Raw genomic sequence first — 22727 nt, forward strand, 5'->3', positions numbered from 1 at the left:
TGAAATGCGACGGTCCATCGACCAGATTCGCGACTATCTCTTTGGCGGCGGCTACCCCGATCCTGTCAGCAACGCCGAACAACTGTCGTTCCTGTTCTTCTTCTATCTGCTGGAGACCATCGACGACGAAAACGCCCTGCGTGCCAAGACGCTGAACGAGCCCTACACCAGCATGTTCAGCGGCGATTGGCCCCTCAGGAATGCGTCCAACGCTTCTCTGCCCTCCGCGCGCGAGGGCGTGCTGACGGCAACGGTCCTCCAGACCGGCACGTCCGTGATCCCGCGCTCGCGCTTCAGGTGGTCCGCCTGGGCGACCGACTTGACGGGCGATGCGCTCGTGCACTTCGTGCGCGACGAGGTCTTTCCGTTCTTCTCCGAAATTGGCGCGGCCGGCGCGCACGACTTCATGCGCGGTGCGCGCCTGGGCATCAGCGAGCCGACCGTGCTGTCGCAGGTCGTTCGGCTCGTGGATGGCCTCGGGCTGGCCGACGCGGACTCCGACACCAAGGGCGACCTTTTCGAGCACGTCTTGCGGCAGATCAGGCAGGCGGGCGAACTGGGCCAGTTCCGCACACCGCGCCACATCATCCGCCGCATCGTCGAGATGGTCGACCCGACCATCGGCGAAACCATCTACGACCCGGCGGCCGGCACTGCGGGGTTCCTGGTGGCGGCCTACAACCACATCCGCCTCGCTCATTCATCGCCCGGTGCCATCGTGGAGGCCGAAGCCGACGGCAAGCTCCTGAGGCGCGGCCTCGGCGACAAGCTCACGGACGAAGAGCTCGCGATCCTCCAGGACAAGACCTTCTACGGCAACGACGTCGACCCGAAGATGGTCCGCCTCGCGACGATGAACCTCACGCTGCGCGGCCTCGCCAACGTGCGCATCCTCCAGCGGAACGTGTTGACCTCGGCGCTCGACCATTCAAAGAAGGCCGAGCTCGACCTGCCGCCCGAAGGCTTTCACGTGGTCCTGGCGAATCCGCCTTTCTCCGGGCGCGTCGACAAGGACCGCATCATCGATGACGTGCGAGTGGGCACCACCAGCAGCACCGAACTGCTCTTTCTCAAGTACATGATGGACAGCCTCCGCGCCGAGGGCCGGGCCGCCGTGGTGGTGCCGGAAGGCGTCTTGTTCGGCTCGACCACGGCGCACAAGGAATTGCGCCGCCAGCTCGTCGAGAACAACCAGGTCGATGCGGTACTGAGCCTTCCGGGCGGCGTGTTCCAGCCCTACTCGGGCGTCAAGACTTCGGTGCTCTTCTTTCGCAAGTGCGGCAACACCGAGCATGTGCTCTTCCTGCATGTCGAAGATGACGGCTATGCACCCGATGCCAATCACGACCGGCCCATCGAAGCCGACGACCTGCCGCGCCTGGCGCAAGCCTATGCGCAGCGCGAAACGTCGCTGGCCCGCTGGGAAGCGCGCGAACCCGAAGTCGAATGGGGCGAGAAATGGTGGTTCGCAGACGCCGCCACGCTGCGCGCCAACGACTTCAATCTCTCGGCGGCGCGCTACCGACCCCTGACCGAAGCGCAAGCCGAGCATCGCAACCCGCGCGAACTGGTCGACGAGGTCATCGCGCTCGAACTGGAGTTCGCCAAGGAAATGGAAAACCTGCGAATCCTGCTCACGGAGCGGGAAGAAGAATGACGGCGCCACGGATCGCGCTGCGGGAGGTGGTCGAGGCAAAGACGGGCACGATGAACCCGTCGGCCTGGCCGGGCGATCCATTCACCTACGTCGATGTCGCCGCCGTCGACAACAAGAAGAAAACCATCACCGGCGCTCGCAAGATGATGGGCGCCGAAGCGCCCAGCCGCGCGCGCAGGCAGATCCGCACTGGCGACGTGCTGGTTTCAACCGTCCGGCCGAAGCTCAACGCCGTCGCGCTGGTACCGCCGGAACTCGACGGAGAAATTGCAAGCACCGCCTTCTGCATATTGCGTGCGACCCCGCGCGTGCTGCCCGAATACATCTACTTCTTCGTGCGGTCGAGGCTGTTCGTCAATGGCGTGTGCAAGCTCGCGACCGGCGCGCTGTATCCGGCGGTGTCGGATGCGCACGTCCTCGACCAGAAGATCCCGCTGCCCGACTTGAATGAACAGCGCCGGATCGTCGACCTGCTGTCGTGCGCGCAGAGCGCCGTCCGCCTGCGTCGCGAAATCCGCGAGCGGACCGTCCAGATGGTGCCGGCGCTCTATGCCGACGTATTCGGCGATTCGATCGGCAATCCCAGGCAGTGGCCCGTCGTGCCTCTCGAAAGCCTTTTGAAGACCGGTCCGCAGAACGGGCTCTACAAGCACAAGTCCGCATACGGCGCCGGTACGCCGATCGTTCGCATCGACAGCTTTCGCGACGGCGAACTGCGCGAACCCGGCTCGCTCAAGCGCCTTCAGATCGAGGACGACGAAGCGAGGCGCTATGCGCTGGACTCTGGAGACATCCTGATCAACCGCGTCAACAGCCCGGAGCACCTCGGCAAGAGCGTCTTGATCCGCACCGTGGCCGAACCGACGGTCTTCGAATCGAACATGATGCGGCTGGTGCCGAACACCGAACGTGCTTTGCCGCAATACCTGATCGCCGCGCTGCAGACGCGCCGAACCTCTCGGCATTTTCAGACCCGCGCCAAGCGCGCGATCAACCAAGCGAGCCTGAATCAGCAGGATCTGAAATCGCTGCCGGTGATGCTGCCGCCGCTGGACAAGCAGCTTGCCTTTGCGCGCTATGCGGATGCCACCGCCGCGGCTCAGGCGACAGAGGCGTTGCTGCTGAAAGGCGCTGAGGAAACGCTGGAGTCGCTGCTGGCGCGTACGCTGCGCTGAGCCGTATTTGCTGAAAAGCGGCTCATGGTCCGCCGGAAGCCGGCTCCTGCATCCACGCAGGTATATGCCTGTGGCCGTGCAGGACCCGCCAGACGTCGATGCAGTCTGTCTGCTCAAAGTAAAGAACAAGGTACGAAAAGCGGGTCAAAGACCAGAAACGCAGGCCGGGCAAGTCGAGCTCAATGGCGTAGCGTGTAGAGCCCGTTCCGGGGTTTCGGCTGATGTGGATGTAGGCACTCTCGAGCTCGTCGATGAAGCCGAAGGCGGCGCTTTCCGCGCCCTCTTTCATGTAGTACGCGATGACGTCGTCAATGTCGCGGTTTGCCTGTTCTCGGGGGACGACCGCTTTCGCCCTCACCTCTTACCGCCGGCCCGGGACGCCTTTTTTCCGGCGCTGCGCACTCTCTCGCGCAAACCGTCGAAGTAGGCCTTGTCCGCAGTGGCGGCGGGCGCGGAGAGCCCTCCCTGGAGAAGAAGAGTCCGCAACTGAAGCTTTTGTTGATCCTTGCGGATGAGCTCGCGAACATATTCACTGCTCGTGCCATAGCCGCGCTCCACCACTTGCTCATCGACGAACGACTTCATGGCGTCCGGGAGCGATACGTTCATAGTGCTCATCAGAAGAGCCTACGAGTTTTGGCAAAAATTGGCAAGACCGCCGGATCCTCAGTGCCCGCCTCCAAGATACGCTGCCTTCACTCCGGGATCATTCCTCAGCTTCTCGGCCGGCCCGTGCAGCGAAATCCGGCCGTTCTCCAGCACGTAGCCATAGTCGGCCACGCCAAGCGCGGCAGCCGCGAACTGTTCGACCAGCAGCATCGTCACGCCCTCTTGCTTGAGCCGCTCGATGATTCGGAACACTTCGGCCACCAGGATGGGTGCGAGCCCCATCGACGGCTCGTCGAGCAGCACAACCTCAGGGTTCAACATCACCGCGCGCGCCATGGCGAGCATCTGCTGTTCACCGCCCGACAAGGTTCCTGCCAGTTGCGTACGGCGCTCTTTCAAACGCGGAAAGAGCTCCATCGCCCGCTCGAGATCGGCTGCCACGTCGCCGCGCGGGCGGCTGCCGGTCAGCCTCGGGAATGCACCCAGCGTGAGGTTGTCCGTGACGCTCATGGTCGCGAACACGCGACGGCCTTCGGGCGAATGCGCGAGCCCGAGCTTGGCGATGTGGTAGGACTCCAAGCCCTCGATGCGCTTGCCGTTGAGCGCGATTTCACCGGCGGTCGCGCGGATCATGCCCGACACCGCGCGCATGGTCGTGGTCTTGCCGGCGCCGTTGGAGCCGATGAGGGTCACGACCTTGCCCTTGGGCACTTCGATCGAAATACCGTGCAGCACTTGCACCTTGCCGTAGCCGGCGGAAAGATTCTGGATGGTCAGCATCTGTTGATCCTCACGCCGCCTGCGCGGCCGGTGCCGCCGTTTCCTGTCCGCCGAGATAGGCCTCGATGACCTTCTCGTCCGACTGCACCTGCGCAGGCTCGCCCTCGGCAATCTTCTGGCCGAAGTCGAGCACCGAAACCGTATCGCACATGCTCATCACGACGTCCATGTGGTGTTCGATCAGGATGACGGTCACGCCGTGCTCGCGGATCTTGCGGATGATCGCGATCAGCTCCTTGATGTCGGGCGCCGTGAGTCCGGCTGCGGGCTCGTCGAGCAGCAGCAGTTGCGGGTCGAGCGCCAGTGCGCGGGCGATCTCCAGCAGGCGTTGCTTGCCGTAAGGCAGGTTGCGAGCCTCTTCCGCGGCGAACTGCTCCAGGCCGACGAACTTCAGCAACCCGAGTGCGCGGTTGGCCGCGGCAAGACTTTCGCGGCGATAGCGCGGCGTGTGCACCGCCACGTCGAAAAGATTGCTCCTGAACGTATGGTGCAGGCCGACCTGCACGTTCTGCTGCGCGGTCATTTCGCCGAAGAGCTGCACGTTCTGGAAGGTGCGCGCGATGCCCGACAAAGCGATGTCCGCCGACGTGCGGCCCACGAGCGAGCGTCCGCCGAATTCGATGTTGCCGGCGGTGGGCACGTAGATGCCGGTCAGCACGTTCATCATCGTGCTCTTGCCCGAGCCGTTCGGACCGATCAGCCCATGGATCGCGCCGCGCTTCACCTTCAGGTCGACGTTGTTCAGTGCCTTGAGGCCGCCGAACTGCATGAGCACGCCCGAAGCCTGCAGCAACTCCGCACCGCCGCTGCCCGATGCGGCGACGCTCACCGCGTCCGACGGCCCCGCGACCTGGCCGACCACATCGGCCTGTGCCTTGGGCCGGCGCAGATTGAGCGCGTTGCGCACGAAACCGACGATGCCGTCCTGCAGGTAATAGACGACGAAAAGCATGATCACGCCGAAGATCGACAGCCGCCAGTCAGTCATCGTTTCGAGCCAGAACGAGAGCCCCGCGAGTGCGATGCTGCCGACCACCGGGATCGCCATCTGCTTGGGCGTCACGCGCTGGCGCTGGATGCCGATCACGGCCGTGATCATCACCAGCACGGCCAGGCCGACCGACACATAGCGGAACAGCACCACGTCGTCCAGCAGCTTGGGCAGCAGCACGATGATGGCCGCGCCGAGCATCGACCCGATGCGGCTCTTGCGCCCGCCCATGATCACCGCCAGCAGGAAGAGCACCGTCAGTTCGAAGTTGTAGGTGTTCGGCGAGATGTATTGCTCCGAGTACGCATACAGGCTGCCGGCCAGCCCGGCGAATCCGGCGCTGATCACGAAGGCGTAAACCTTGTAGCGATACACCGAAACACCCATGCAGTCCGATGCGACGGGGCTGCCGCGCAGCGCCTCGAAAGCGCGCCCGAGATGCGAGCGCAGGATGCGGTGCACCACGATCAACGACAGCACCAGCATCACCGCCACCAGCCAGAAGAACTCGCGTTCATCGAGCTTGTGGCCGAAGAGCGGCGGCTTGCTGAGCTTGATGCCCATCGGCCCTTCGGTGATGAAGCTCATCTCGTTGATGAGAATCTGGATGATGGTCCCGAAGGCCAGCGTCACCATGGCGAGGTAAGGCCCCGTCACCCGCAGCGCAGGCAGCGCGAGGATGGCGCCGAAGACCGCCGTGACACCGATTGCGGCGACCAGCGAAACCAGCAGAAGCGCGCCCGTCTTGTACACCAGCACACCGGCGGTGTAGGCGCCGAGACCGAACAACCCCGCATGCCCGAGCGATACCTGTCCCGTATAGCCCACCACGATGTCCAGCCCGAACAGCAGGATCGCGTAGATCATGATCGTTTCGAGCAGGTGGATGTAGTAGGGGTTGTCGATGCCGATCGGGAACAGCATCAGCGCTGCAAACCCCGCGATGGCAAGAAGAAAGCGACCAGTTTTCATTGTGTTGACTTCGATGCCTCGCGCTCAGACCTTCTTGATGGCCGTCTTGCCGAACAGACCCGCGGGCCGAACGGCCAGTACGATCAGCAGCAGCACCAGGCCCGGTACGTCCTTGTAGCCGGTGCTCAGATAGAAACCGGTGGTGGTCTCGGCAATGCCGAGGATGATCCCGCCCACCACGATGCCCATGCCGCTGGTCAGCCCGCCGATGATCGCCACGGCAAAGGCCTTGAGCCCCAGCACCGCGCCCATCGTGGCACCCGTCAGCGTCAGCGGCGCAATCAGCACGCCGGCAAATGCGGCCGTGAGCGACGACAGCGCATATGAAAAGGTGATCACCAGTCCGGTATTGATGCCCATCAGCTTGGCCGCATCACGATCGTTGAAAGTCGCGACCACCGCCTTGCCGTAGATCGAGCGGCGATTGAAGACTTCCACCGCCAGCATCATCAGGATGGCGCCGACCACCACCAGGATTTCCATCGGCAGCACATTTGCGTTGAGGAACTTGATGGGTGCTTCCGGCAGCGGCGAAGGAAATCTCAGGTCGTCGCGGCCCCAGACGTTTTCCGCGACGTTCTTGAAGATGATGCCCAGCGCAATGGTCGACATGATCCAGCCAAACTCCGACTTGATCTTGATCGCGGGCCGCACGCCAATGCGCTCCACCACCGCGCCCTGCACTGCGCCGAACAGGCACACGATCGGGATCATCAGCCAGTAGTTCACGCCCAGCGTGACCAGCGTCAAGCCAACGAGCGCGCCGAGCATCAGCGCATCGCCCTGCCCGAAATTGAGAGTGTCCGAAGTCGCGAAAGTCAGCTGATAGCCGAACGCGATCACGGCATAGATCATGCCCAGCGCGATACCGCTGAAGATGAGTTGAGTGAGGATTTGCATGGCGGCTCTTGCGATGCGTTGAACATGAAAAGGCGCCGCCCCAGGGAAATCCCCGGGGCGGCGCCTGTGGGAGGCGCAGCTTAGTTCTTCAGCAGTGCGTCGTTGGCAGCGTTGTTCTTGATCTGCACCTTCGACGCATTCTTCATGTCGTCGGCGTTGGCATAGCTCACGCGGCCGCCCTTGACTTCACCGAACACCGGGATGTTCGCGGTGATCGCGTCATGGTCACCCTTGGAAAAAGGCTTGTTGTAGGTCGTCACCACACCTTCGACCGGCGTCTTCAGGTCTTCGAGAGCGGCCATGATCTTCGGGCCTTCGGTGCTGTTGGCCTGCTTCATCGCGGCGGCCAGCAGGTAGATGGAGTCGTAGCCCTGCGCAGCCGACACCGGCGAATCGATGCGGTTGTTCTTCGGCTTGAAGGTCGCGATGTAGCTGGTGATGAAGCTCTTGCGCTTGGGCGTGGTCGGCTCCTGGATAAAGGTCTGCGGCATGCGCGCACCGTCGCCGCCGGGGCCGGCGTTGTCGATGAAGTTGGCCATCGACAAGGTCCAGCTGCCGATCATCGGGACTTTCCAGCCCAGCTTCGTCATGCCGTTGGCGATCTGCGCCAGCTCGGGGCCGATGCCGTAGGTCAGCACTGCTTCGGCGCCGGCTTCCTTGGCCTTCAGCAACTGGGCCGTCATGTCGACGTCCTTGATGTTGAACTTCTCGACCGCGACCGGCGTGATGCCCTTGGCCTTGAGCGCCTTCTCCAGATCTTCGCGACCGAGCTGTCCATAGTTGGTCGAATCAGCCAGGATCGCGACCTTCTTGTAGCCGCGACGCGTGACTGCTTCCTCGACGATCATCGGAGCCTGGATGCTGTCGTGCGCCGAGTTGCGGAAGACGTAGTTCTCAGGATCCTTGTCGAACTGGTGCGTGATGACCGAGCCGGTCGCCACGTTGTTCATCACCGGGATCTTCGCTTCCTGGAAGAAGCGTTGCGAGGCCAGCGCCACGCCCGTGTTGATATAGCCGACAACCGCGACGACCTTCTCCTTGTTGATGAACTCCTGGGCGATCTGCACGCCGCGTTCATTCTTGGCTTCGTCATCGCGTTCGACGAGCTGAATCGGCCGGCCCAATACGCCGCCAGCCTTGTTGATTTCTTCCGTTGCCAGGCGCACGCCGTCGCGCATGCTCACACCCATCGAGGACGACCCGCCGGTAAACGGACCGTCCACGCCGATCTTGATGGGATCGGCTGCGAATGCTCCCGCGGAAAAGGCGATAGCGCCTGCCACGGCGAGAAGCTTGAAACTCAAGGGCATGTCGAAAATCTCCAAGTGTCTGAATGTGTCGGAACCATAGGCGAGAGAGAGAAAACCGAAGAGAGTGACAACCCTAAATGGATGCAAATCGGACGCATTGGGCCGTCCGCGCAAACCAATTACATGCACCCATTCGATGCACCCATCCGGCTCTCATGGCTGCGCCGCTTCAACGCTGCGATTCGGCAAGTTGCTTCCGGCGGTTTTCCCCTTGCCGGGCGAACATCCATCCGGGGTATTCCGCAGGCAACCGGCTGACTTCATCGAGTTGCGCCAGCTCTGCCGCGCTCAGCTCCACTTTGGTGGCGGCCATGTTGTCGGCGAGTTGATCCGGCCGCTTGGCGCCGATGATGACGCTGGTGACCTGCGGTTGATGCAGCAGCCACGCCAGCGCGATCTGCGCGACCGACACGCCGTGCGCCTCGGCGATCGGACGCATCGCATCGACGCAGTCGTACGCGCGGTCCTTGTTGACGGGCGGAAAGTCGAAGCTGGTTCGGCGGCTGCCCTGTTCGCCCTGTTGTTCGCGGCCGTATTTGCCGCTGAGCAGGCCGCCCGCGAGCGGACTCCACACCATCAGCCCCACGCCTTCGCTGCGAAGCATCGGCACCAGCTCGCGTTCAAGATCGCGTCCGGCGATGGTGTAGTAGGCCTGCAGCGATTCGAATCGTGACAGCCCCCATCTCTCGGAGATGCCGAGCGCCTTCACGATTTGCCAGGCGGCCCAGTTCGAAACGCCGACATGGCGCACATGCCCGTGACGCACGAGCTGGTCGAGCGCACGCACGGTTTCTTCGATGGGCGTCGCCGGATCGAAGCCATGGATCTGATAGAGGTCGATGTGATCGAGTTGCAGCCGCTTCAGGCTCGCCTTGACGCCATCCATGATGTGGCTGCGCGAGGCGCCGCGTGCATTCGGCCCGGGGCCTGTTTCGCCGAAGACCTTGGTCGCGACGATCACGTTCTCGCGCGGCACCTTGAGGTTCTTGAGCGCCTGCCCGGTGATCTGCTCAGAGACGCCGTTCGAGTAGACATCGGCCGTGTCGATGAAATTGATGCCGGCATCGAGCGCCGAGCCGATCAGGCGTTCGGCGTCGCTCTGCTGCAGATCGCCAATTTGAGCCCAGATGCCTTCGCCGCCGCCGAAGGTCATGGTTCCGAGGCACAGCTCCGACACGAAAAGGCCAGTGCGGCCGAGAGGATGGTGACGCATGGAAGACAACTCCTTGTTGTGCAGACAAACAAATCGGACTCGCAGCATAGGCGCCCTCCGAAATTCCTGCAGGCGCCGCTACCGCATCCTTTTGGGGCGCCCGAACGTCTTGTCTTTGTCACAGAATGGTTCCGGCGCCGCCGGAGAAAGGATCCCCACGTGAAGCACATGATTCGATACAAGGTCAAGGCCGACCGCGTCGCCGAAAACGAGCGTTCCTCGGCCAAGGTTTACGAGGAACTCCATAAGCTCAAGCCGAAGGGCCTGCGCTATGCCACTTTCCGGCTCGACGATGGCGTGAGCTTTGTGCACATCGTCTCGTATGACCAAGCCGATGGCACCAGCGTGCTGACCGACATGCCGGCATTCAAGGAATTCACCGCGGGCGTTCGCGAGCGTTGCGAGGAGCCGCCGGTCAGGACGGAACTGAAGGAGATCGGCTCATATGGATTCTTCGGCGACTGAGCCCGGCAACGACATCATCGCCACGCTCGAGGAGGGCCGGCGCCAGTTTCTGGCGCTGGTCGATGGCATCAGGCCTGACCTGCATCGCTACTGCACGCGCATGACGGGCTCGGTGGCCGACGGCGAAGACGTCGTGCAGGACACCCTCGCGCGGGCCTACTACCAACTGCCCGAGCTGAAGGAAATGCCGCCGCTGCGGCCATGGCTCTTTCGGATTGCGCACAACAGGGCCATCGACCACTGGCGGCGCGATGCGCATCGCATGGCCGAGCCCATCGAATCGGTGCTCGACATTGCCGACGACGAAACGCGCGAGCCGGACCAGACGCTTGCTCGCCAGCAGGCGGTGCGCGCCGCGCTCTCGTGCTTTCTGCAGCTCGCACCGGCGCAACGCGGCTGCGTGATCCTCAAGGATGTGCTGGACCATTCACTGGAGGAAATCGCCGGGGAACTGGATCTGAGCGTGCCAGCAGTCAAGGCCGCGCTGCATCGGGGACGAACGCAGCTGCGCCAGTTGTCCGCTTCGACGATCGATATTTCTTCGGTGCGCCCGCCCACTGCAATCTCCCCTGCCTTGCGCCGTTATGCCGATCTCTTCAACGCGCGCGATTGGGACGGCGTCCGGGCGATGCTGGCGGACGAAGTTCGCCTGGACCTCGTCTCACGGCGCAAGGCAGCCGGCCGGCGCGAGGTCGAGATCTACTACACGAACTACAGCCGACAGGACGATTGGCGGCTGGTGCCTGCGTGGCTCGACGGGCGCGAAGTGCTGGCTGTCATGCGCGCGCCCGGGGCGACGCTGCCCGGCTACTTCATGGAACTGCAGTGGCGTGAGGGGCGCGTCAGCTTCATAAGGGACTTCCGGCACGTGCCCTACATCACACTGGAAGCGCCGATCGAACTGGCGGATTGAGCGCAAGACCAAAGCGACCAAAGCGCCCTTGTGCCTTGCATCAGGCCGTTGGCGTTTCTCCGGCGGCATCGTCTCCGGTCTCGCGCCGCCCAGAGCCCTTCTTGTTGGCCCTGGCTTCCTTCTTCGCCTTGCGCTCGGCATCCAGCAGTTGCCCGGCCGCAAGCCATTGCGCGAATTCTTCCGGCGTTTCGAGCGTGATGCGCCCCAGATTGCCGCTGCGGAACTCGTGCATGACGATCTCGGCGGCCTTCTGCAAATTCACGCGGCCCTTGCCCAGCAGTGCGCCGCGCTTGCGGCCGATGGCTTCGAGCACCTCCTCGTCGCGGAGGCCCGCAATCGGCTCCAGCTTGAAGCGTGCTTCGACAAGGCCTGCGTAGTGCTGCTTCAGGTACGACAGCAGTTCCAGCGCCACCTCTTCGTCATCGAAAGCATTGCGGCCGATGGCGCCGCTTGCAGCCAGGTTGTAGCCGCTCTTGGCAACGATGATTCGCGGCCACAGCATGCCCGGCGTGTCCCACAGATAGAAGTCGTCGGCCAGCGTGATGCGCTGCTCCAGCTTGGTGATGCCGGCCTCGTCGCCCGTCTTGGCCTTGCGGCTGCCGGTGAGCGTGTTGATCAACGTCGACTTGCCCACGTTGGGGATGCCGCAAATCAGCACCCTCATCGGCTTGGCCATGCCGCCACGTTGCGGGGCCAACGCGTGGCAGGCGTCGATCAGTTGCCGGGCGGGCGCGGCCTGGCCGGCATCGAGACCGATGGCGCGCGTCTCGGGTTGGGCGTTGTAGTGTTCGAGCCAGCGCGCCGTGCATCCCGGGTCCGCCAGGTCCTGCTTGTTGAGCACCTTGAGCCCCGGTTTGTGGCCGGTGAGTTCGGCCAGCATGGGATTGGCGCTGGAGCCGGGCAAGCGCGCATCGAGCAGTTCGATGACGACGTCGATGTCCTTGATGCGCTCGGCGATGGCTTTCTTGGTCAGGTGCATGTGACCGGGGAACCACTGGATGGCCATCGCGAATGTCTTTCTCTGTCTGTGAACGACCCGGGATTGTCGTCAATTCAGATCGTCGCGATAGTCGATCGGAAGGCTGTAGGCTGGCTCGCGGTGCCAGTCCCAATAGGTCTCGAGAAGCCGCTGCGTGATCGGCCCCGGGGAGCCCTGGCCGATCATCTGGTCATCGACTCGCGTCACCGGCAGCACGCCGCCGCCCGAAGTGCTCAGGAACACTTCATCAGCCTCGCGCAGTTCGCCCGCAGGCAAGTCGCGCAGTTCGACAGGCAAGCCGAGTTTCTGCGCGATCTCGATCACGGTACGGCGCGATACACCTTCGAGCACCCCCTCCTTCGGCGTGACGACCACGCCATTGCGCACGCAGAAGATGTTGAAGCCGGGCCCTTCGACCACATTGCCCGCGGCGTCGGTCAGAACGACGGTATCGGCACCCGCATCGAGCGCGCTCAACAGTCCCATGGTGAGATCGTTCCAGTGATAGTTCTTGGCTTTCGGGTCGACCGAACGCGCCGGAATACGCTGCACATCGCTCACCTGCAGGTGCAGGCCGCGCTCCCGCTGCGCTTCATTGGCGATCCACACGAAAGGCACCGCGAAGGCATAGAACTGATTGACCGCCTGCCGCGGATCGCGCGAACCCCACGGCGGTTGTCCGCGCGTCACGATCATTTCGACATACGAACTTCGCAGGCCGCTCTTGCGCACGCATTCGGTCAGCACCGCAACGATCTGGTCGGGCGTGAGGCCAGGATCGAGGCGAAAACGCTCGCAGCTTCGCATGAAGCGCTCGAGATGCACGTCCAGCCTGAAGAACGCTCCATCCCAGACGGTGACCACGTCATAGGTCGCATCCGAACGCAGGAAACCCCAGTCGGTGATGGGAATCGCGGCCTCGGCAATGGGCACGTATTGGCCCCGAATGAAGGCAACCCCGTTCGAGTAGTCAGGCGCAAGCCCAGGTTGGACGGAAGAATTCATGGTTCTGCAAGTTCCTTCGAATGAGTGCACGGCCATTGTGGACATTGGAGCCCGAGGCCCAACTGACCGCATGCTAGAGCCTCTCGCCCAATAGTCGCGAAAGGTAGCAGCATGCAGATTCAAGTGAGAACGAGCAACGGCATCGAGAACAAGGAGGCGCTCGAACGCTGGGCCGATGGCCAGATACGCCAGACCCTCAGCCGCTTCGTCGAAGACGTCACCCGCGTCGAAGTCCATCTCAGTGACGAAAACCATGACGCCAGCGGCGGCGGCGCCAAGCGCTGCGCCATGGAGGCGCGCCTGGCGCATCACCAGCCACTGGCCGTCACCCACCACGCATCCAACATCGACGAGGCGTTTCGCGGAGCGTCGGAAAAGCTGAAGCGTTCGCTGGAGAGCGTGCTCGGACGGCTCTACAACCATCGCCAACGCGATTCGATCCGCAATGGCGCCGAAGGCGATGCGATCGACGCCGAGGGGGATGCGCCTTGAGGGGCGTCCGGGCCCTCGGGCTCCTTGGGACGCTGCTTCTGGCGTGCGGCGTGTCGAATCACGGCTTCGCGGGGAGTCTGAAGGGCAAGATCGTGTTCGCCGGCCCTGCGCCGGCGCCGGTCAAGGTGCCCGTCACGATCGATCAGTATCTGTGCGGCAACGAAAAGGCCGCCGACGACTTGCAGGTGTCGGCGAATCGCGAAGTCCGAAATGCCGTCGTCTGGATCGAGAACGCGCCCGCCGACGTTGCGCCGTCCGTGAATCAGAAGGTCGAGGTCGACCAGAAGGGATGCGCCTTCATCCCCAGGGTCGTCGTGGTCCGAGCCGGCGGGACAGTCGATTTCCTCAACAGCGATCGACTGCTGCACAACATTCACGCCACGCCGAAGGCGAACGTTTCTTTCAATCGAACGCAGCCCATGGGGCGGACGATTCCAATCACCTTTGCCCAGCCTGAAATCGTCCGCATCAACTGTGACTTGCATTCATGGATGACCGCATGGGTGGTCGTCGCGGCGCACCGCTTCTATGCGGTCACCGGCGCCGACGGAACGTTCGCATTCGACGACCTTCCGCCGGGCCAGTACAAGCTGCAGATCTGGCATGAACGCCTGGGAACGACACCGGCGAGTGTCACCGTGAGCGATCGGGAGCCCGCGCAACTCTCGGTGGAACTGAAGCCACGGTAGAGCCGAACGCACAGTCAGACGCCCTCAAGGCACAACGGCGATCTTCTTCGTCGTTTCCCACGCGGCAGAGTGGGTCGGCTCCTCGACTGCCCGGAGCGATCCGCCCTCGTCGAGCGCGATCGTGAAAGTCACGGTCGGCGACGAATACACGGGGTGCAGGTAGGCGCGCGCGATCTCCACCGAGTCCTTGTAGAGCGCGATGTAGCGCACGAAGTGCTCTGACAGAGACGGGTGCTGCGAATCGGCACCGACGCTGATCGTGACGTTGAACCACGCGCCCCGTCGCACGCTGTCCGGCGCTGTGATCTTGGGCGAGTGTTTCGGGTCGGAGCCTTTGTGAACTTCGCGAAACTCCGGCGTGAACTGCTGGACCTGCTCTTCTTCCGCACGCACGCCTGCAGCAGCAAAGCACATTGCCATCGCAATCGTGGCAATGACGACGCGCTGCGCGCCTGGAATGTTCGCTGTTGTCATGAAACCCTCCGCTGACTGATCAGATGTCCGGCAGAAACTGCTTGATCATTCCCAGCAGTTCGCTGGGGCTGTAGGGCTTGGCCAAGTAGCTGGCGGCGCCCGCCTGAAGCGCCTTTTCCCGGTCGCCGCTCAGCGCATATGAGGTGATGACGATGATTGGGATATGCCGTGTAGCCGCCTCGGTGGTCAGGAGCCGCGCGGCGTCGAGCCCGGACATCTTGGGAAGCTGCACGTCCATGAGGATGAGATCGGGCAACTCCTGCTGCGCGAGCGCCACGCCGGCTTCGCCGTCCCCCGCTTCGATCAGTTGACAGGCAGAACGCTTGAGCAACTGCCGGACGATCTTGCGGTTGTACTCGTTATCCTCGACATAGAGGATCTTGCGCTCGGTCATGGATCAACCTCCTTGCTGCGCCCGCCCGCGCGCAATGGCACGGAGAAAAGAAAGGTGGAGCCCTTCCCCAGTTCGCTTTCGACCCAGATGCGCCCGCCGAGCCTCTCAACGAACTTCTTCGAGATGCTGAGCCCGAGCCCCGTGCCGCCGAATTCACGCGTGATGGTCGTATCCACCTGGCGGAATTCCGTGAAGATGTTGTCGAGATCGCACTGAGCAATGCCGATGCCCGTGTCCGAGACGCTGTAGATCAGGTCGTCATCTACCAATTCCACTGCGATCTCCACGCGGCCTTGTCGCGTGAACTTCAGTGCATTGCCGGCCAGGTTGGTCAGGCACTGTGCAAGCCGACCGCTGTCGCCGAACGCTACGGGCAAATCCTCCGGCACGCGCGCGGTGAATGCGAGCCCCTTTTCAGCAGCGATGGAGCGCAGCGATGTTCGCACTGTGTTCACGACGTCACTGACCGCGTAATCGCTGAGCGCGAGTTCCATGCGCCCTGCCTCGATCTTCGACAGATCGAGCACTTCGTTGATCAGACGCAGCAGATTGCGGCCGTTGACCTGTATGTCCGTCAGCGGCTCTTTCAGTTCAGCCGGAACCTCGCCGTAGATCCCGTCGATCATCATTTCGCTGAATCCGAGGATCGCATTCATTGGCGTGCGCAATTCGTGGCTCATGTTGGCCAGGAACTCGGACTTTGCCTTGCTCGCGCGCGAAAGCTGCTCGTTGAGGTCCACGAGCTTCGCGGCCGCCTGCCGCTGGGATTCGTCCAAGCGCTGAAGTTGCTGACTCATGTGGTTCATCCGGTCGGCGAGCACTCCGAATTCGTCACGGTTGGGCACGGAGATTCTGCGCCCGAAGTTTCCGGCCGCCACATCGTCCATGAAAACGGCCGCCGCGCGTACCGGCAAGATGAAGGACCAAGAGATCACGAATCCGCAGAGCCAAGCCAGCAAGACGGCGCTGACTGCAAAGACGGACGTGAGGATCAGCGATCGGCGGTTGGCCGCGCCGACGCTGTCGCGCAGACGAGCCATCCGGCTTTGCTCGACCTCGACGAGTTGGCCCATACGCGACGCGATCCGGTTGTCGAGGAGTTCCTCGCGCTGCAGCAAATCGGCCGTGATGTCCCCCAGCTTGCCGTCGCGAATGGCATTGGCGATGTCGGCCACGACGCCCATGGCATCGTCCTGCGAAGCGCGGATCTGGTCGATCAGCCCTTTCTGGCCGCCGGCCGCCGAGGTGTCCAGCTTGGCCAGTGTTTCGTTGAACCGGTTGTTCTCGCGGAGGATGCGTTCAATAGCGGCCTCGTCTTTCGACAGCAGTGCGAGTGCAGTGAAGTGCATCTGCCGGTCCAGCGCATGCTGGCTCTGCTGCGCCCAGCTGACCCGCTCATGGGCTTGGTCCAGCATGCGGCTCTGCTCGGTGATGTTGACGATGATGAGCAGGCTGGCCACCGCCATGGCGATGAACAAGAGCGTGATGATCAGGAATGCCAGGAGCAGCTTGGTGTGCACCGAAGCGCGAACAGCGGCGACCCTTTGCACCAGCCCGGCAAAAGGCGACTGTTTCAACACCCGCGTTACAAGCTGTTCGAGTTTGATGGCCACTCCATCAAGGGACCGAAGGTAGCTCGCAGCCTTGTGGAACCACCATGAAGCCGCTACATTTTTCGTCTCGGGAGAAAGACGGTGAGAACCCCCCCACGCATCCTCATCGTCGACGACAACGCGACCAACGTCAAGATTCTGCAGGCCCGCCTTGGCAGCGAGGGCTACGAAGTGGTCTCGGCCTCCGATGGCCTCGAAGGCCTGCAGGCGGCGCGCGAACTCTCGCCCGACCTGATCCTGCTCGATGTGATGATGCCCAGGATGGATGGGCTGGAGGTTTGCCGCCGCCTGCGGGCGGACCCCGACTTTCCCTTCACGCCGATCATCATGGTGACGGCAATGTCCGACCTGAAGGACGTCATCGCGGGCCTGGAGGCGGGCGGCGACGAATACCTCACCAAGCCTGTGGACCACGCCGCCCTTGCCGCGCGCGTGCGCTCGATGCTGCGGATCAAGCGGCTGCACGACCAGGTCGAATCGTTGGTTGCACAGGTGAAGGACTGGAACGCTTCGCTCGAGCACCGCGTCGCCACCCAGGTCGCCGAACTTGAACGCGTGGGCCGCCTACGCCGATTCTTCTCGCCGCAACTGGCGGAGCTCATCGTCAGCGGCGACGCCGAGGACCCTCTGCAAAGCCATCGTCGCGAGATCACCGTGGTGTTCCTCGATCTGCGCGGCTTCACTGCCTTCGCCGAAAGCGCAGAGCCTGAGGACGTCATGGGCGTGCTGCGCCAATATCACGCGGCGACCGGCGAACTGATCCTCGCGCATGAAGGAACACTGGAGCGCTTCACCGGCGACGGCATGATGATCTTCTTCAACGATCCGGTGCCCGTGCCGGACGCGGCCGAACGCGCGGTGCGCATGTCGCTGGCGATTCGTGAATGCGTGGGCTCGATCGCCAAGACCTGGGTGCGCCGCGGCTATTCGCTCGGGCTTGGCATCGGCATTGCCCAGGGCTTTGCCACGATTGGCGCCATCGGGTTCGAAGGCCGCTGGGACTATGGCGCGATCGGCACTGTCACCAATCTCGCCGCAAGGCTGTGCGGCGAGGCGGAAAGCAACGAGATCCTGATTTCGCGCAAGGTGTTTGCGCAGCTGGAGTCGATGCTTGAGGTGGACCCGCCTCGGGCTCTCAGCCTGAAGGGGTTTCAGCGGCCGGTCGATTGCTTCAGTGTGCAGGGCATCGGGGCGCCGGCGAGCTGAGGCGTCGACTGCCTCAATGCCGACGCGAGTTCGCCATCGCCTTGCCTACTTCGTTCGTGCCCTGCGCCGCACCGCTCTGAGGCACGATCTCGCCGTGGCGATCGGTCACTTCGGCAAGACGCGCGGCAAGCTGTTCCGGCGCATTGGCGTCGAGCCCGATCCACGTGCCCTGGGTCAGGGTGATGTGCGCAGCCTCGAACACGCCGGCACCGGCGCAAAGGATGGTGCGGTTCGGCGCATCCTGAGCCGCCAGCACGAGCATCGCGGGCACCACGGCTTCGGGCTTGAGGGCATTCAGCACTTCCTCCGGCATCAAGTCTTCGGTCATGCGCGTGGCGGCCGTGGGCGCGAGGCAGTTCACGCGGATGTCGTTCTTGGCACCTTCGATGCTCAAGGTCTGCATGAGTCCGACCAGCGCGAGCTTCGCGGCGCCGTAGTTGCTCTGGCCGAAGTTGCCGTAGAGGCCGGAAGACGACGTGGTCATCACGATGCGGCCGTATTTCTGCTCGTTCATGATCGCCCACACGGCCTTGGTGCAATGCACCGCACCCATCAAATGAACGTCCACCACCAGGCGGAAGTCGGCCAGTTCCATCTTCGCGAAGCTTTTGTCGCGCAGGATGCCTGCGTTGTTCACCAGAATGTCGACGCGGCCCCAGGCGTCTACAGCCTGCCGGACCATGGCCTGCACGGCTTCGAAGTCGGTCACCGAAGCGCCATTGGCAATCGCCTCGCCGCCAGCGGCCTTGATCTCGTCGACCACGGCCTGTGCCGCACTGACCGATCCGCCAGACCCGTCGCGCGCACCGCCCAAATCGTTCACCAGAACCCTCGCGCCGCGCGCCGCAAGAGCCAGTGCGTGCTGGCGGCCCAGGCCGTTGCCCGCGCCAGTGACGATGGCCACGCGGCCCTTGAAGTCGAGATTGCTCATGCCGGAATGCTTTCGTAGGAGTCGTTGACGCGGTGCGTTTTACCCGAAAAGCAGCCGCGAGCACGTCTCCTGCGTGCCAAGTCGAGCGTCCGGTTTACCCAGCGCCCGTTTCGCCGGATTCCTCCGCTCAGGTCTTCTCGCTCAGACGCTCGCAGTAATCCAGCAGCAAATCGATCTCGGCCGATTTGTCGAAGAAGGCGTCCGCGCCCATGGCCCTGGAGCGTGCGCGCATGTCCGGCGTTGCGTAGTTGCTCAGCACGACGATCTTCTGGTGCGCGGCGCGCTTGCGGCACGCATCGACGACGCCGAAGCCGTTGCCCTGCTCGAGAAAAAGGTCGACGATGGCGACRTCCCAATCATCACCGTGCCTTCGCAGCCACGCCACGGCTTCGTCTTCGCCGCTGGCGTGGGCCACTATGACGGCGTCCGTGATGTCTTCCAGAAAACCGGCAAGGTTGTCGCGTATGACGGGGTTGTCTTCGACCAGGTAGGTCTTGAAAGTCATGGAAGAGTCGGCAGTCAGGTTGGAGAGGAGGCTTGCGCCGTGCCGCCCATCTTCGCCAACAATCTTGACGGCCTCGTGAGCGCGGAAGGCCAATCCGGGTAGGCTTCAACCTACCCTGCCCGTCCTCAGAGGGCCGCGCGCTGGCTCACGGGACCTGCTGGCGCTTCCGCCCAGTGGTTCTTGAAGCCCAATCGAGCCGGCGAGACGTATTGCTCCCGGTAGATCTCGAAGGGCATGGTGTCGGCGGCCTCGATCTGCTTCTGCGCATCGATGGACGTTTGCGTCATCTGCTCGAAGGCGGCGCGTTGCTCGGCCGAAAACGGCAAATCCAGCAAACCCTGGCGGGTCGCCTCGGACCGGGCGCGCACGAAGCTCACGAACGAATCGTCGTGCGACTTCATCTCTGCCAGCACGCGCGCCGAAGGCAGGATGGACGGGTCGTCCAAGGCAGCGCCGGCCGCGCGCACGGCCTCGGCGTGCTTTGAGCCGCCGTGCGCGGCGTCGAGCGCAGCCGCGATCGGCTCGAATTCGCGCAGCAGTTCCGAGCCCCATTCGGTCAGCGTCACCTGCGTATCGCCGCGCCGCAGTTGCAGGCCGGGCTCGCGTCCACGGGCCGCCGTGAGATGCTGGTTGTGCGCCAAGTCGGCAATTTCCTTGCCAGTGTCGGGCGGACTGTCCGTCAGCAGACAGTGCAACAGGAACACGTCCAGAAAGCGCATGGTTTGGGCATTGATGCCGACCGGCTCGAAGGGATCGAGATCCATCAGCCGCACTTCGACGTATTCCACGCCGCGCTCGCGCAATGCATGCAGCGGACGTTCGCCCGGATAGATCACGCGCTTGGGACGGATAGTGCCGTAGAACTCGTTTTCGATCTGCAGCAGGCTCGTCGCGAGCTGGTTGTAGTCGCCGCCCAAGCTGCGAATGCCGATGGCCTCATAGGCAGGCCAGGGTCGCGTCAGCGCGTCCTGCAGCGACGCGCCGTAGCCGTCGAGGCTGTTGTAGCTCACCGCCAGCGACGCTTGCGCCTCGCTCTGGTAGCCCAGACGGCCCATTCGCAGTGAAGTGCCATAGGGCATGTACATGCTGCCCTCGCCCAGCGGCTGCAGCTCGTGCGGCCGGCCGTCGACGAAGGTCGAACACAGCGACGGCGAGGCTCCGAACAGATACAGCAGCAAGAACGCATGACGGCGGAAGTTGCGAATCAGCGCGAAATACTGTTCGCTCGACACATCAGGCAGCGACCAGTTGTAGTGAATGCCCGAAATGGTCTGCATGCGCCGCCCATAGCGGTGGCTCAGCCCCATCCGGTAGACGCTCTTCGCACGGCCGATGTTCGAGGAGCCATAGCGCCCGATCGGGATGGTCTCGTCCGTCGGCAGGCCGCAGGGCATGCTGGAAACCCAGAGGCGCTCGTCGCCGGCTTCGTTCAGTACGTGATAGGTGAACTGGTGTACCTGCACCAACTCTTGGAGCGCCGCTTCGACATCCTTGTGCGCGCCGGTGATGAGTTCGAGCTGAGATTCACTGAAATCCGTCGTAATGTGCGGATGCGTCAGCGCGGAACCCAACGCGGCCGGATGCGGCGTCAGCGCGAGCTTGCCGTCGGGCTGCGCGCGCAGGCTTTCCTTCTCGATCCCCCGCCGCACGCCCCTCAGCCGTGCAGCCGAGAGCGCATCGAGGCGCTCCTTCAAATTGCTCATATGGATATGGCTCGTCGTTCTTCGTGGGGCTGGAAGGTAGCAGAAGCCAGAAAGGCGCGCACGGAGCCTGAAATGTGGCCTTTCGGCTTCAGGCCAGGACGCGCAGCAAGAAGCGATTCAGGTCGGCGATTTCCTCCATGCAGACGGAGTGCTCCATCGGGTATTCGTGCCACTCCACCTCGTAGCCCAGCGCCTTGAGCGCATCGCGGCTGTCGGCGGCGCGGGCAATCGGAATGACGCCATCGCGCAGGCCATGCGCCTGGAAAATGGGCGTTTTCTGGTTGGCGGGATGGCGCTCGGCAGCCACCGTGCCGGCCACGGGCAGATAGCCTGAGAGGCCGACGATGCCGGCCAGCCGCTCGGAATGCCGCAGCGCGGTCATGAAAGTCATCGCGCAGCCTTGGGAGAATCCGGCGACGACGATCCGGTGCGCCGGAATGCCGCGCTTCTTTTCGTTTGCAATCAACGACTCGATCGCTACTTGCGAGCTGCGCAAACCAGCTTCGTCCTCCGGCTGTCCGGGGCCAAGAATGTCGTACCAGGCGGGCATGCGATAGCCGCCGTTGATGGTCACGGGCATGACCGGTGCATTGGGAAACATGAACCGCACCGGGCCGACGGCCGAGAGGTCCATCTCATTGGCGATGGGCACGAAGTCGTTGCCATCGGCGCCAAGGCCGTGCATGACGAGGATGGAGGCCGTCGGATTCGGGCCGGTTTCGATTTCGATGGGAGGAAGTGACATGGCCCCGAAGTTACCCCAGAACGCCTTCGTCCTCACGCCGCAGGACTATGCGCGTCGCTGCGCGGCGGCGCGCTGGATGCACTCGACGAACTGCTGCGCCGCCGGCGGCAGGCGCTGTTCGCGGCGCTTGATCACGCACATGCCGAGAGCCGGAATGTCCTCCTTCATTTCGACGCGCTCGATGCCATAGCGCTCGAACGACAGGTCGACCACGGGCTCGACAAAGAGACCCACCAGGTCCATTTCTCCCACCAGCCCGAGCGCGACCGTGACCGATTCGCCAAAGATGACGCGGGCCGGCGGCGTCAGCCCCATTGGCGAAAACAGAGGTACCACCGACTCTCGGCCGAGTTCGCTTTCGCCGGGCAGCACCCATTCTTCCCCGTGCAGATCACGCAACGAGCGGCAGTGGCGCATCGGATGGCCGGTGCGCATTCCGACCGCAAGTTGCACCTGAAACAGCTCGATGCTCTCGAACTCAGGATCGAGCGTGTGGGGCATCACGTGCGCGATCGCGAAGTCGAGGCTGCCGTTTCGCATGCCCGAAAGCATCCACGGGAGAACCGCTTCACTGAAATGCACGTCGACGGCAGGCAGGCGTGTGTGGAATTCCTTGAACGCCGCAGGGAGCACGGTGATCGCGGCCGAATTGCTCACGGCAACCGAGATCTTGCCGGTCGCGCCATCGCGGATCTGAGCGATTTCATCGCGTGCCCGGCGCATGTCCGCCAGCAGAAGACGCGCCCGCGGCGCAAAGGTTTCGCCATAGGTGGTGAGCTCCACGCCCTTGACGCTGCGGGCGACCAGCGGCGCACCCACCGCACGCTCGAGTTCCCGCACGATCTTGGTCACCGCAGGCTGCGATATCCCAAGAAGCCGCGCCGCGCCGCGAATGCTCATCTGCTCGGCCACGGCGACGAAGGCCAGGAGCTGGTTCGGCTTCATGTGAAAACCAAAAGTTATCTTTGAAGCTCAATTATTGTCTTTTCACGATCAGCGCTATTCC

At 63.3% G+C, this 22727-nt stretch carries 24 protein-coding genes; 7 read left to right on the forward strand and 17 right to left on the reverse strand.

The features are described from left to right. Positions 1–4 precede the first annotated feature (4 nt). Together AC1DSF_RS07885 and AC1DSF_RS07890 are read left to right on the forward strand one after the other, a co-directional pair. Positions 5–1657 carry an HsdM family class I SAM-dependent methyltransferase gene (locus tag AC1DSF_RS07885; RefSeq protein ID WP_478126669.1) on the forward strand — a complete coding sequence of 551 codons (1653 nt, stop codon included), beginning with the start codon at positions 5–7 and terminating at the stop codon, positions 1655–1657. Next, positions 1654–2832 (forward strand): restriction endonuclease subunit S, encoded by a 1179-nt coding sequence (locus AC1DSF_RS07890; protein WP_478182566.1) that lies wholly within the window; start codon positions 1654–1656, stop codon positions 2830–2832. Before AC1DSF_RS07885 ends, AC1DSF_RS07890 begins: the two co-directional genes overlap by 4 nt. Before the next feature lie 22 nt (positions 2833–2854). Here the strand turns inward: AC1DSF_RS07890 and AC1DSF_RS07895 are convergent, their stop codons facing one another. The 7 genes from AC1DSF_RS07895 to AC1DSF_RS07925 all read right to left on the reverse strand — a co-directional run bounded on the left by AC1DSF_RS07895 (position 2855) and on the right by AC1DSF_RS07925 (position 9607). Further along, complete coding sequence (locus AC1DSF_RS07895) at positions 2855–3190, reverse strand: type II toxin-antitoxin system RelE/ParE family toxin (protein WP_478126671.1); 336 nt, start codon at positions 3188–3190, stop codon at positions 2855–2857. Further along, positions 3187–3450: a ribbon-helix-helix domain-containing protein gene (locus AC1DSF_RS07900; protein ID WP_478126672.1), complete on the reverse strand. Its 264-nt coding sequence runs from the start codon at positions 3448–3450 to the stop codon at positions 3187–3189. Before AC1DSF_RS07900 ends, AC1DSF_RS07895 begins: the two co-directional genes overlap by 4 nt. 48 nt (positions 3451–3498) lie before the next feature. Further along, complete coding sequence (locus AC1DSF_RS07905) at positions 3499–4221, reverse strand: ABC transporter ATP-binding protein (RefSeq protein WP_478126673.1); 723 nt, start codon at positions 4219–4221, stop codon at positions 3499–3501. A 10-nt stretch (positions 4222–4231) separates the two neighbouring features. Continuing rightward, positions 4232–6184: an ABC transporter permease subunit gene (locus AC1DSF_RS07910; protein ID WP_478126674.1), complete on the reverse strand. Its 1953-nt coding sequence runs from the start codon at positions 6182–6184 to the stop codon at positions 4232–4234. 24 nt (positions 6185–6208) lie between these two features. After that, positions 6209–7084: a branched-chain amino acid ABC transporter permease gene (locus AC1DSF_RS07915; protein ID WP_478126675.1), complete on the reverse strand. Its 876-nt coding sequence runs from the start codon at positions 7082–7084 to the stop codon at positions 6209–6211. 80 nt (positions 7085–7164) lie between these two features. Beyond that, positions 7165–8394, reverse strand: a complete 1230-nt coding sequence (locus AC1DSF_RS07920; RefSeq protein WP_478126676.1) for an ABC transporter substrate-binding protein — start codon at positions 8392–8394, stop codon at positions 7165–7167. A gap of 169 nt (positions 8395–8563) precedes the next feature. Then, entirely contained in the window at positions 8564–9607 is a 1044-nt protein-coding gene (locus AC1DSF_RS07925) for an aldo/keto reductase (protein WP_478126677.1), read from the reverse strand. A 159-nt stretch (positions 9608–9766) separates the two neighbouring features. Here AC1DSF_RS07925 and AC1DSF_RS07930 point away from each other — a divergent pair, with 159 nt between their 5' ends. Then, positions 9767–10072, forward strand: coding sequence for a hypothetical protein (locus AC1DSF_RS07930; RefSeq protein ID WP_478126678.1), 306 nt, complete (start codon positions 9767–9769; stop codon positions 10070–10072). Next, positions 10053–10985 (forward strand): sigma-70 family RNA polymerase sigma factor, encoded by a 933-nt coding sequence (locus AC1DSF_RS07935; RefSeq protein ID WP_478126679.1) that lies wholly within the window; start codon positions 10053–10055, stop codon positions 10983–10985. Before AC1DSF_RS07930 ends, AC1DSF_RS07935 begins: the two co-directional genes overlap by 20 nt. A gap of 40 nt (positions 10986–11025) precedes the next feature. Here AC1DSF_RS07935 and ylqF read toward each other — a convergent pair whose 3' ends face one another. Continuing rightward, on the reverse strand, positions 11026–11991 hold the full coding sequence (gene ylqF, locus AC1DSF_RS07940) for a ribosome biogenesis GTPase YlqF (protein WP_478126680.1): 966 nt from the start codon (positions 11989–11991) through the stop codon (positions 11026–11028). A gap of 42 nt (positions 11992–12033) precedes the next feature. Further along, positions 12034–12969 carry an aminotransferase class IV gene (locus tag AC1DSF_RS07945; RefSeq protein ID WP_478126681.1) on the reverse strand — a complete coding sequence of 312 codons (936 nt, stop codon included), beginning with the start codon at positions 12967–12969 and terminating at the stop codon, positions 12034–12036. A gap of 111 nt (positions 12970–13080) precedes the next feature. Between AC1DSF_RS07945 and AC1DSF_RS07950 the strand changes: the two genes are divergently transcribed. Beyond that, a complete protein-coding gene (locus AC1DSF_RS07950; RefSeq protein ID WP_478126682.1) occupies positions 13081–13461 on the forward strand; it encodes an HPF/RaiA family ribosome-associated protein in 381 nt (126 codons plus the stop codon). 50 nt (positions 13462–13511) lie between these two features. Continuing rightward, positions 13512–14150, forward strand: coding sequence for a carboxypeptidase regulatory-like domain-containing protein (locus tag AC1DSF_RS07955; RefSeq protein WP_478126683.1), 639 nt, complete (start codon positions 13512–13514; stop codon positions 14148–14150). Positions 14151–14174: 24 nt separating this feature from the next. Here the strand turns inward: AC1DSF_RS07955 and AC1DSF_RS07960 are convergent, their stop codons facing one another. Genes AC1DSF_RS07960 through AC1DSF_RS07970 form a run of 3 tightly spaced genes read right to left on the reverse strand, consistent with a single transcriptional unit; the run spans position 14175 to position 16631 of the window. Next, complete coding sequence (locus AC1DSF_RS07960; protein WP_478126684.1) at positions 14175–14624, reverse strand: desulfoferrodoxin family protein; 450 nt, start codon at positions 14622–14624, stop codon at positions 14175–14177. 19 nt (positions 14625–14643) lie between these two features. Continuing rightward, the gene (locus tag AC1DSF_RS07965; protein ID WP_478126685.1) at positions 14644–15018 is read right to left on the reverse strand and encodes a response regulator; all 375 of its coding nucleotides are present in this window, start codon (positions 15016–15018) and stop codon (positions 14644–14646) included. Next, positions 15015–16631, reverse strand: coding sequence for a sensor histidine kinase (locus AC1DSF_RS07970; RefSeq protein ID WP_478182567.1), 1617 nt, complete (start codon positions 16629–16631; stop codon positions 15015–15017). Before AC1DSF_RS07970 ends, AC1DSF_RS07965 begins: the two co-directional genes overlap by 4 nt. An 81-nt stretch (positions 16632–16712) precedes the next feature. On the opposite strand from AC1DSF_RS07970, the gene AC1DSF_RS07975 reads away from it, so the two are divergent. Continuing rightward, complete coding sequence (locus AC1DSF_RS07975; RefSeq protein WP_478143292.1) at positions 16713–17837, forward strand: adenylate/guanylate cyclase domain-containing protein; 1125 nt, start codon at positions 16713–16715, stop codon at positions 17835–17837. A gap of 13 nt (positions 17838–17850) precedes the next feature. On the opposite strand, the gene AC1DSF_RS07980 is transcribed toward AC1DSF_RS07975, so the two are convergent. The 5 genes from AC1DSF_RS07980 to AC1DSF_RS08000 form a co-directional block, all read right to left on the reverse strand. Beyond that, positions 17851–18768, reverse strand: a complete 918-nt coding sequence (locus AC1DSF_RS07980; RefSeq protein ID WP_478182568.1) for an SDR family NAD(P)-dependent oxidoreductase — start codon at positions 18766–18768, stop codon at positions 17851–17853. Positions 18769–18895: 127 nt separating this feature from the next. Continuing rightward, on the reverse strand, positions 18896–19273 hold the full coding sequence (locus AC1DSF_RS07985; protein ID WP_478182569.1) for a response regulator: 378 nt from the start codon (positions 19271–19273) through the stop codon (positions 18896–18898). 125 nt (positions 19274–19398) lie between these two features. After that, complete coding sequence (gene gshA / locus AC1DSF_RS07990; protein ID WP_478126690.1) at positions 19399–20976, reverse strand: glutamate--cysteine ligase; 1578 nt, start codon at positions 20974–20976, stop codon at positions 19399–19401. 88 nt (positions 20977–21064) lie between these two features. Further along, a complete protein-coding gene (locus tag AC1DSF_RS07995; RefSeq protein ID WP_478126691.1) occupies positions 21065–21721 on the reverse strand; it encodes an alpha/beta hydrolase in 657 nt (218 codons plus the stop codon). 45 nt (positions 21722–21766) lie between these two features. Further along, a complete protein-coding gene (locus AC1DSF_RS08000; RefSeq protein ID WP_478126692.1) occupies positions 21767–22666 on the reverse strand; it encodes a LysR substrate-binding domain-containing protein in 900 nt (299 codons plus the stop codon). Between the last annotated feature and the right edge of the window lie 61 nt (positions 22667–22727).

The organism is Variovorax sp. 01N429, from assembly GCF_056399425.1.

What these genes read in the sequence shown, in the direction of transcription:
- AC1DSF_RS07885 (WP_478126669.1), top strand. Translation starts at nt 5, where the DNA reads ATGCGACGGTCCATCGACCAGATTCGCGACTATCTCTTTGGCGGCGGC.
- AC1DSF_RS07890 (WP_478182566.1), top strand. Translation starts at nt 1,654, where the DNA reads ATGACGGCGCCACGGATCGCGCTGCGGGAGGTGGTCGAGGCAAAGACG.
- AC1DSF_RS07900 (WP_478126672.1), bottom strand. Translation starts at nt 3,450, where the DNA reads ATGAGCACTATGAACGTATCGCTCCCGGACGCCATGAAGTCGTTCGTC.
- AC1DSF_RS07905 (WP_478126673.1), bottom strand. Translation starts at nt 4,221, where the DNA reads ATGCTGACCATCCAGAATCTTTCCGCCGGCTACGGCAAGGTGCAAGTG.
- AC1DSF_RS07910 (WP_478126674.1), bottom strand. Translation starts at nt 6,184, where the DNA reads ATGAAAACTGGTCGCTTTCTTCTTGCCATCGCGGGGTTTGCAGCGCTG.
- AC1DSF_RS07915 (WP_478126675.1), bottom strand. Translation starts at nt 7,084, where the DNA reads ATGCAAATCCTCACTCAACTCATCTTCAGCGGTATCGCGCTGGGCATG.
- AC1DSF_RS07920 (WP_478126676.1), bottom strand. Translation starts at nt 8,394, where the DNA reads ATGCCCTTGAGTTTCAAGCTTCTCGCCGTGGCAGGCGCTATCGCCTTT.
- AC1DSF_RS07925 (WP_478126677.1), bottom strand. Translation starts at nt 9,607, where the DNA reads ATGCGTCACCATCCTCTCGGCCGCACTGGCCTTTTCGTGTCGGAGCTG.
- AC1DSF_RS07935 (WP_478126679.1), top strand. Translation starts at nt 10,053, where the DNA reads ATGGATTCTTCGGCGACTGAGCCCGGCAACGACATCATCGCCACGCTC.
- ylqF (WP_478126680.1), bottom strand. Translation starts at nt 11,991, where the DNA reads ATGGCCATCCAGTGGTTCCCCGGTCACATGCACCTGACCAAGAAAGCC.
- AC1DSF_RS07945 (WP_478126681.1), bottom strand. Translation starts at nt 12,969, where the DNA reads ATGAATTCTTCCGTCCAACCTGGGCTTGCGCCTGACTACTCGAACGGG.
- AC1DSF_RS07950 (WP_478126682.1), top strand. Translation starts at nt 13,081, where the DNA reads ATGCAGATTCAAGTGAGAACGAGCAACGGCATCGAGAACAAGGAGGCG.
- AC1DSF_RS07960 (WP_478126684.1), bottom strand. Translation starts at nt 14,624, where the DNA reads ATGACAACAGCGAACATTCCAGGCGCGCAGCGCGTCGTCATTGCCACG.
- AC1DSF_RS07965 (WP_478126685.1), bottom strand. Translation starts at nt 15,018, where the DNA reads ATGACCGAGCGCAAGATCCTCTATGTCGAGGATAACGAGTACAACCGC.
- AC1DSF_RS07980 (WP_478182568.1), bottom strand. Translation starts at nt 18,768, where the DNA reads ATGAGCAATCTCGACTTCAAGGGCCGCGTGGCCATCGTCACTGGCGCG.
- gshA (WP_478126690.1), bottom strand. Translation starts at nt 20,976, where the DNA reads ATGAGCAATTTGAAGGAGCGCCTCGATGCGCTCTCGGCTGCACGGCTG.
- AC1DSF_RS07995 (WP_478126691.1), bottom strand. Translation starts at nt 21,721, where the DNA reads ATGTCACTTCCTCCCATCGAAATCGAAACCGGCCCGAATCCGACGGCC.
- AC1DSF_RS08000 (WP_478126692.1), bottom strand. Translation starts at nt 22,666, where the DNA reads ATGAAGCCGAACCAGCTCCTGGCCTTCGTCGCCGTGGCCGAGCAGATG.